5 protein-coding genes are annotated in these 6,674 nt (G+C 45.2%); 2 read left to right on the top strand and 3 right to left on the bottom strand.

Annotation, left to right across the window (positions count from 1 at the left end; all coding sequences use genetic code 11):
- Nucleotides 1-185 precede the first annotated feature (185 nt).
- On the top strand, nucleotides 186-1,343 hold the full coding sequence (chrA, locus tag PX636_RS15900) for a chromate efflux transporter (RefSeq protein ID WP_002797252.1): 1,158 nt from the start codon (nucleotides 186-188) through the stop codon (nucleotides 1,341-1,343).
- A 35-nt stretch (nucleotides 1,344-1,378) separates the two neighbouring features.
- On the opposite strand, the gene hisG is transcribed toward chrA, so the two are convergent.
- From hisG to deoC, 3 genes are all read right to left on the bottom strand, one after another.
- Complete coding sequence (hisG, locus tag PX636_RS15895) at nucleotides 1,379-2,029, bottom strand: ATP phosphoribosyltransferase (RefSeq protein ID WP_002797253.1); 651 nt, start codon at nucleotides 2,027-2,029, stop codon at nucleotides 1,379-1,381.
- Nucleotides 2,030-2,199: 170 nt separating this feature from the next.
- Nucleotides 2,200-2,988 (bottom strand): HAD family hydrolase, encoded by a 789-nt coding sequence (locus PX636_RS15890; RefSeq protein WP_288117784.1) that lies wholly within the window; start codon nucleotides 2,986-2,988, stop codon nucleotides 2,200-2,202.
- A gap of 162 nt (nucleotides 2,989-3,150) precedes the next feature.
- Entirely contained in the window at nucleotides 3,151-3,828 is a 678-nt protein-coding gene (gene deoC / locus PX636_RS15885) for a deoxyribose-phosphate aldolase (RefSeq protein WP_002797255.1), read from the bottom strand.
- Between the two features lie 159 nt (nucleotides 3,829-3,987).
- Between deoC and acnB the strand changes: the two genes are divergently transcribed.
- On the top strand, nucleotides 3,988-6,597 hold the full coding sequence (gene acnB / locus PX636_RS15880) for a bifunctional aconitate hydratase 2/2-methylisocitrate dehydratase (RefSeq protein ID WP_288117783.1): 2,610 nt from the start codon (nucleotides 3,988-3,990) through the stop codon (nucleotides 6,595-6,597).
- Nucleotides 6,598-6,674: the final 77 nt, after the last annotated feature.

Here is a 6,674-nt window from a genome sequence, read left to right as displayed (position 1 = left end):
TTTTCTTAACTTTTTTTGTATCAAATTTACTTGAACGGTAGTATTAAATACTTATGATTGAGTTTGTGTAAAACACTTTTGCAATTATGGGATTTTAGGATTGACCAGATCTAGCTAAGAATTTAGCTTAAGCCTATTCTTTTGGATATAAACTTGATTCTAGAAAAACTATTGGTAATCAGAAAATGCTGACTTCATCGCCTCCCAATCTCTCGCAACTTGCCCTTTTATTTCTCAAAATCGGCATTATCGGTTTTGGTGGTCCGGCTGCCCATATCGCTTTAATGGAGGAAGAAGTGGTTAAGCGTCGCGGTTGGATGACTAAGGAGCGATTTCTCGATTTGGTGGGGGCAACTAATCTGATTCCTGGTCCTAATTCCACGGAAATGGCCATTCATATCGGTTATATTTTTGGGGGTTTAGCGGGTTTAATAATCACGGGGGTTTGTTTTATTACTCCTGCGGTGTTAATTACGGGTTTTCTAGCTTGGATTTATACTACCTACGGGACTTTACCGGATGTGGCCCCGATTTTTGCGGGGATTAAACCGGTAGTAATTGCGGTGATTTTTCAGGCACTCTGGCGCTTAGGCAAAAAGGCACTGAAAACCCGTCAATTACTCTTCATCGGATTGGGAGTTATCGGATTATTAATCTTAGGTTTAAATGAAGTTATCGCTTTACTGTTAGGCGGAATTATCGGGATGTTTATCCTAAAAAAATTCGCTACCTTTCCCCTGATTGTGGCAGGAATAGGCGGTGCGACGGCGGTTGCTACTCCTAGCAACATCCCACCGACATTAACAGGATTAGGGCTATTTTTTCTCAAGGTGGGTAGTGTTTTATTTGGTAGTGGTTATGTGTTAGTTGCCTTTTTAGAAGGGGATTTAGTGCAGGGGAAAGGATGGTTAACCCAGCAACAATTATTAGATGCTATTGCCGTGGGTCAATTTACCCCCGGTCCAGTGTTATCCACAGCCACTTTTATTGGTTATCAAATATTAGGAGTATCGGGGGCAATTGTGGCGACTCTAGCGATTTTCTTTCCCTCTTTTATCTTTGTTTTATTACTTAATCCCCTCATTCCTAAGCTGAGAGAATCGGTTTGGGCAGGGGCTTTTTTAGATGCGATTAATGCTAGTGCTGTGGCTTTAATGGTAGCAGTTATTTTTAATTTAGCTCTAGCTACTTGGTTACAACCCTACGGGAATTTGCCTTTTAATTTATTGGCTATCATTCTATCTCTTATCTCCGCTATTCTTTTACTACGTTTTCAGGTTAATTCTACTTGGTTAATTCTTGCTGGCGCGCTTATTGGTTTGCTCTTAAAACAATTAGGTTAGGGGGAAATAATGCCCCAAACTAACCTATATTTTCCTTAAACTTTTGCCATTGATGTAGTTGGTTCTCTGAGCTTTTCTACCCAGTTATAAATCTGATCGCGGTCTAGTCGATAGCTGAGGGGATGGGCGATTAATCGAGCGCTACTAGCAAATAATTCGTCAATTTCTACTAAACCATTTTCCCGTAAAGTTCGACCGGTGGAAACTAGGTCAACTATCGCTTCTGACATCCCCGTAATCGGGCCTAATTCTACGGAACCATAGAGAGGTATAATCTCGACGGGAATATCTAAACGACGAAAATAATCCTTAGCACAATTGACAAATTTTGAGGCAACTTTACCGTGATGGGGAATATCTAAGGGACTTTGATAGGGACTATCAGCAGGGACAGCTACCGACATCCGACAGTAACCAAATTTTAGGTCAATTAAATTAGCCACATCGGGAGATTTTTCTAATAAAACATCATAACCGGCGATGCCTAATTGTGCCTGACCGTATTCTACATAAACTGGTACATCTGTTGCTCTTACTAATAACGCTTTCGCTTGGTTAGTGGGGTCGGTAATCTGTAATTGGCGATTTTTTGAGTCAAGAAAGGCACTAAAATCTAAGCCAATTTTCTGAAATATTTGGATACTTTCGTTTAGTAAAGCACCCTTCGGTAAGGCAATTGTTAGCATAGAGGGAATTATGAATTGGGAAGTGGGGAGGTGGGGTGTGGGGTGTGGGGTGTAGGGTGTGGGGTGTAGGGTGTGGGGTGTAGGGTGTAGGGTGTGGGGTGTGGGGAGAATAAATAAAAAATAATCTCCTGACTCCTGACTCCTGAATCCTGAATCCTGAATCCTGAATCCTAACAGCTAAAATCATAACTGATAACCGAGATGGCAGTAAGTTCTCTAATGACCACATCAGCTAATTGTAAATCTTGATGGGTTTCCGGTTGCCAACTAATTGCGATCGCTGCTGCTGATTTTGCCTGTTTAGCCATTTCCCAATCGGCCCTAGTGTCCCCCACCATCAGGGTTTTGTCCACTGGGGTCCCCAAAGCTTGACAGGTTTCTTGCAATAATAGGGGATCCGGTTTACTTAAACCTCGATCGCATCCCCGAACAATTTTAATATAATTTAATAGGCCATTTTCCTTGACAAATTGCTCCACTCGTGCTGTGGTATCGGAGGAAAGAATCGCTAATTGTAAACCGGCCGCGTGCAGATAACGAATTACTTCTAAACATTGGGGATAGAGGGGATTGAAGCGGGGGGGAACCTTTTCATCGGCCGCTTGGAAGGCCGCTTTTGCGATCGCCATTGCCGTTAACCAATCCCGACCGGTGGAAGCAATACAACCGGCAGCGGCGATATGATTATCTCTGCGGCTGCCCACTGCCATTAAACCGGCAGGATTGAGACTATTTGCCCCAATACCGAAAGTTTTAGTTAATAAAGACTCTAAACCAGGGATTTGCGATTCAATGGCTTGTATCCGGGCTATAGCTCGATCGTACCAGAAAGCCCGCGAATCCTCTAGCGTACCGTCCTTATCAAAAACAATCCCTTGAATATCTCTAAATTCTCGATTACCACAGCGAATTATCGACAAATAAACCCCCTTATTTTTATCTATATTGTCAGTCATCATTTTAGCTCTCAGGAGACAGGATTCAGGAGATAGGAGACAGGAGATTATTTCTATTTATTCTCCCCACACCCCACACCCCACACCCCACACCCTACACCCCACACCCCACTACCCCACACCCCACTTTCCCACTTTCCTATACCTTTTAAACAGGATTTAGTATTATTCCTCAAAAGCGGCTTTTTGCTGACGGACTAAATCGACACCGCGGGAAGTTCCCAGACGGGTGGCCCCGGCCCGGATAAGAGCGATCGCTTGTTCTAGGGTGCGAATTCCGCCGGATGCTTTAATTCCTACCCGGCCTTTGCTAATTTCCTTGAGAAACTTCACATCGCTAACCGTTGCACCTCCAAACCAGCCGGTACTGGTTTTTAGATAACTGACTCCTGCATCCATGCAAATTTCCGCCGCTAAGCGTTTCTCGGTGTCCGTCAGTTGCGAGGTTTCCAGAATCGCTTTTACCGTCTGGCCAGTTTCCTGACAAATACTAGCAATTTCTTGGAATAATTGCTCAGATTTCCCATCTTTTAGCCAACCGAGATTAATAACCACATCTAACTCCTTGGCACCATTATCTACGGCTTCTAAAGCCTCATAACGTTTAACTGCGGAGGTAGTGGCCCCCGCGGGAAAACCAATCACGGTAGAAACTAAAGTTTTTTTGCCGTGGAGTAACTGCACCGCTTGCTTAACGGCGGCGGGATAAACGCAGACGGTGGGAAAACGATATTGTTCGGCCTGTTGACAGTAAGCCTCTAATTGTTCACTGGTGGCGGTGGGGATGAGGAGAGAATGGTCGATATATTGTGCTAAATCTAGATCAGAATCGGTGATAGCCATTATCTAAGCCTCAATATAGTCAATCGATCGCTATTTTCTCATTTTATGGAAATCGCACAGCAAAGTCATCTCTCGTTAACCTAGAAATTCAGAGACTAGCAAAAATCCAGTAACCTAGGAAGAAACCGTCACAAGTGAAGACTAGGAGACAATAGACCTATGTTAGAAGCGTATCATCAGCACGTTGCCGACCGAGCGAAATTAGGTATCCCTCCCCTTCCCCTCAACGCTCAACAAACGGCGGAATTATGCGAAATACTCAAAAATCCGCCCGAAGAACTCAAGGGAGAATTGCTGACCCTGCTGCGTGACCGTGTTCCCCCCGGAGTTGATGAAGCGGCCTACGTTAAAGCGGGATTTTTAACAGGAATTGCCAAAGGTGAAATAAAATCTAGCGTTATCTCCGCTCAGGGTGCGGTTAGCTTACTGGGAACCATGGTAGGTGGTTATAACGTTCATTCTCTGATTGAACTGCTGAAATCCAGAGATATTAATATCGCCGCCGCCGCTGCCAGTGCTTTAAGTAAAACCCTGCTGGTATTCGACGCATTTAACGAGGTTTTGGAATTATCCGACACCAATCCCTATGCTAAACAGGTCATCGATGCTTGGGCCAATGGCGCTTGGTTTATCGCTAAACCGAAACTTGCTAAAGAAATTACCGTCACCGTTTTCAAAGTCCCAGGAGAAACCAATACAGATGACCTATCTCCCGCTCCCCATGCCACCACCCGGCCTGATATTCCCCTTCATGCTTTGGTTATGTTAGAAACCCGTCAACCTGGGTCCTTAGAAACCATTGCCGAATTGAAAAAATTAGGCCATCCGGTCGCCTATGTGGGAGATGTGGTTGGGACTGGTTCCAGCCGAAAATCGGCGATTAACTCGGTTCTCTGGCATATTGGCGATGATATTCCCTTTGTGCCTAATAAACGTGCTGGTGGCTATATTTTAGGCAGTAAAATCGCCCCTATCTTCTTTAACACTGCTGAAGATTCCGGCGCTTTACCGCTTGAATGCGATGTTAGCCAAATGAACACGGGGGATGTGATTAAAATCTATCCCTACGAAGGCAAAATCACCAACGAAGCGGGCGCAACTATTAGCACTTTTAGCCTCAAACCTGAGACAATTCTGGATGAAGTGCGGGCCGGCGGTCGTATTCCCCTCTTAATCGGTCGCAGTCTCACCGATAAAACCCGTCACGCCTTGGGACTTGAGGCTAGTACCCTATTTACTCGTCCAACTATGCCTAGTGACACGGGTAAAGGTTACACCCTAGCGCAAAAAATGGTCGGCAAAGCTTGCGGTTTACCCGGGGTGCGGCCGGGTACTTCCTGTGACCCAATTATGACTACGGTAGGGTCTCAGGATACCACCGGCCCGATGACCAGAGACGAGTTAAAAGAGTTAGCCTGTTTAGGTTTTAGCGCCGATTTAGTCATGCAGAGTTTCTGTCACACGGCAGCCTATCCCAAACCGGTTGATATTCAAACTCATCACCAATTACCGGACTTTTTCTCTACCCGGGGTGGGGTGGCTTTACGTCCGGGAGATGGCATTATTCACTCCTGGTTAAATCGGATGTTATTGCCGGATACGGTGGGGACTGGAGGCGATTCTCATACTCGTTTTCCCCTGGGAATTTCCTTTCCTGCGGGGTCGGGTTTAGTGGCATTTGCGGCCGCTTTGGGAGTAATGCCTTTGGATATGCCGGAATCGGTTTTAGTGCGTTTTACGGGGGAATTACAACCAGGTGTAACTCTGCGCGATATTGTTAATGCTATTCCCTACGTTGCCATCCAAGAGGGTAAATTAACCGTGGAAAAACAGAACAAAAAAAATGTTTTTAACGGTCGTATTATGGAGATGGAAGGGCTGCCAGATTTGAAATTAGAACAGGCTTTTGAGTTAACCGATGCCACGGCGGAACGTTCCTGCGCCGGTTGTACGATTAAGTTAAGTACCGAGACAGTGGCGGAATATTTACGCTCTAATGTGGCTCTGTTAAAAAATATGGCAGCCCGGGGTTATAGTGATGCCAAAACTATCCTACGTCGGGTAGCAAAAATGGAACAATGGTTAGCTAATCCTGTCCTGATGGAGGCGGATAAGGATGCCGAATACGCGGATATTATCACCGTCAACTTAAGCGAGATTAAAGAACCCATTGTCGCCGCACCCAATGACCCCGATAATATCAAGTTAATGTCGGAATGCGCCGGGGATAAAATTGATGAGGTGTTCATCGGTTCTTGTATGACTAATATTGGTCATTATCGCGCCGCTGCTAAGATATTAGAAGGGGCAGGAGTTGCTAAGGCTAAACTGTGGATTTGTCCCCCCACCCGCATGGATGAAAAACAATTGCGCGATGAGGGAATGTATGGCATTTTTGCCGCTTCTGGGGCGCGTACCGAGATGCCTGGATGTTCCCTTTGTATGGGTAATCAAGCGCGGGTTGAAGACAGAGCAACGGTATTTTCTACCTCGACTCGTAACTTCAATAATCGCATGGGAAAAGATGCGCGAGTCTATCTCGGTTCCGCCGAATTAGCGGCGGTTTGTGCGCTGCTGGGACGCATTCCCACCGTCGAGGAATACCTCGCAATTGTCACCGAGAAAATTAATCCTTTTGCCAGCGATTTATACCGCTATTTGAACTTTAATGAAATCGCTGGTTTTGAGGATGAAGGACGGGTAATTCCCCTAGAAGATTTACCTAAGATTGAGGATATCTTAGGGATTCCTTCTGGTGTTTTGAGTTAGTATGAAGTTTAGGGTGAGCTATGAAAAGCTCACCTTTTGTTCAGAAAATAAAGAGGTAAAATTTATGGTAATGCCCT

The organism is Microcystis sp. M53598_WE2 (assembly GCF_030067735.1).
In the GTDB taxonomy this organism is placed as follows: Bacteria; Cyanobacteriota; Cyanobacteriia; order Cyanobacteriales; family Microcystaceae; genus Microcystis; species Microcystis aeruginosa.
The sequence above is the reverse complement of the archived record's forward strand: the minus strand, read 5'-3'. Positions and strand labels throughout refer to the sequence as shown.

What these genes read in the sequence shown, in the direction of transcription:
- chrA (WP_002797252.1), top strand. Translation starts at nt 186, where the DNA reads ATGCTGACTTCATCGCCTCCCAATCTCTCGCAACTTGCCCTTTTATTT.
- hisG (WP_002797253.1), bottom strand. Translation starts at nt 2,029, where the DNA reads ATGCTAACAATTGCCTTACCGAAGGGTGCTTTACTAAACGAAAGTATC.
- PX636_RS15890 (WP_288117784.1), bottom strand. Translation starts at nt 2,988, where the DNA reads ATGATGACTGACAATATAGATAAAAATAAGGGGGTTTATTTGTCGATA.
- deoC (WP_002797255.1), bottom strand. Translation starts at nt 3,828, where the DNA reads ATGGCTATCACCGATTCTGATCTAGATTTAGCACAATATATCGACCAT.
- acnB (WP_288117783.1), top strand. Translation starts at nt 3,988, where the DNA reads ATGTTAGAAGCGTATCATCAGCACGTTGCCGACCGAGCGAAATTAGGT.